Raw genomic sequence first — 1,205 nt, forward strand, 5'->3', positions numbered from 1 at the left:
GGAAGGTCTGCAAAACCCCGGCGATGACCGTCGGATGTGAGACAGTATCGACATGAAGCAGATGAGCCTTGGCACCACCGGATTCGAACGCAAGACCAAGCGTACACGCAAGCGCGAGTTCTTGGACGAGATGAACCTGGTGGTGCCGTGGGCCGCACTGGTGGCGCTGATTGCCCCGCATGCACCGGCGCGCAGCCCCAAGGGCGGACGCCCGCCGTTTGCTGTCGAGACCCTGCTGCGTATCCACTTCCTGCAACAGTGGTTCAACCTGTCCGACCCGGCCATGGAAGAGGCGCTGTACGACACGCCGATGTTTCGCGAGTTTGCCGGGCTGGACATGGGCGAAGAGAACCTGCCCGATGAGAGCACCATCCTGCGGTTCCGGCATTTGCTCGAAGAGCACAACCTCGCGTTGCAAATCCTGGCCACCGTCAACGCCACGCTGACGGCCAAGGGCTTGCTGCTCAAGCAGGGCACGGTGGTCGACGCCACACTGATTGCGGCGCCGAGTTCCACCAAGAACCGTACGGGAGAGCGTGACCCTGAGATGCACCAGACCAAGAAGGGCAACCAGTGGCACTTTGGCATGAAGGCCCATGCTGGCGTGGATGCCGACTCGGGCCTGGTGCACACGGTGGTGACCACGGCGGCCAACGCCCACGACATCACCCAGGCCCATGCGCTGCTGCACGGGCAGGAAACCGACGTCTTTGCGGACGCGGGCTACCGGGGCGTGGACAAACGCGAAGAAATTCAGACCCAACACCCCAACGTGCGCTGGCACGTTGCCATGATGCCGGGCAAGCGCAAAACGCTGGACAAGGGCTCGCTGATGGGCGCGCTGCTGGATGCGCTGGAGACGACCAAGGCGCGCATCCGCGCCAAGGTGGAGCACCCGTTTCGCGTCATCAAGCGCCAGTTCGGCTACGTCAAGGTCAAGTACCGGGGCCTGGCCAAGAACACGGCCAACCTGATGACGCTGTTCGCGCTGTCCAACCTGTGGATGGTGCGCAAGCGACTTTTGAACATGGGAGCGCGGGGATGAGTGCGCCCGAAAGCCTGAAAAGGCTTCGCCAAATGGGCCACGGGGCCGCGAGCGGGACCGAAAACACCCCGAAACTGTCCCGTGAACGCCGAATGATGTCGCCATCTGAAAAATCAACCAACAACAGCCGCCTCAGCGGCAGTTGTGCAGACCTTCCCTA

The 1,205-nt window shown here is 62.6% G+C and carries 1 protein-coding gene; it reads left to right on the top strand.

Translation table 11 applies throughout. The annotated features are described in order from the left end of the window. Positions 1 to 52 precede the first annotated feature (52 nt). On the top strand, positions 53 to 1,045 hold the full coding sequence (locus tag MOJ79_RS18835) for an IS5 family transposase (RefSeq protein ID WP_006399122.1): 993 nt from the start codon (positions 53 to 55) through the stop codon (positions 1,043 to 1,045). The last annotated feature ends 160 nt before the right edge of the window (positions 1,046 to 1,205 follow it).

The organism is Calidifontimicrobium sp. SYSU G02091, from assembly GCF_022631395.1.
Taxonomy (GTDB): domain Bacteria; phylum Pseudomonadota; class Gammaproteobacteria; order Burkholderiales; family Burkholderiaceae_C; genus Calidifontimicrobium; species Calidifontimicrobium sediminis.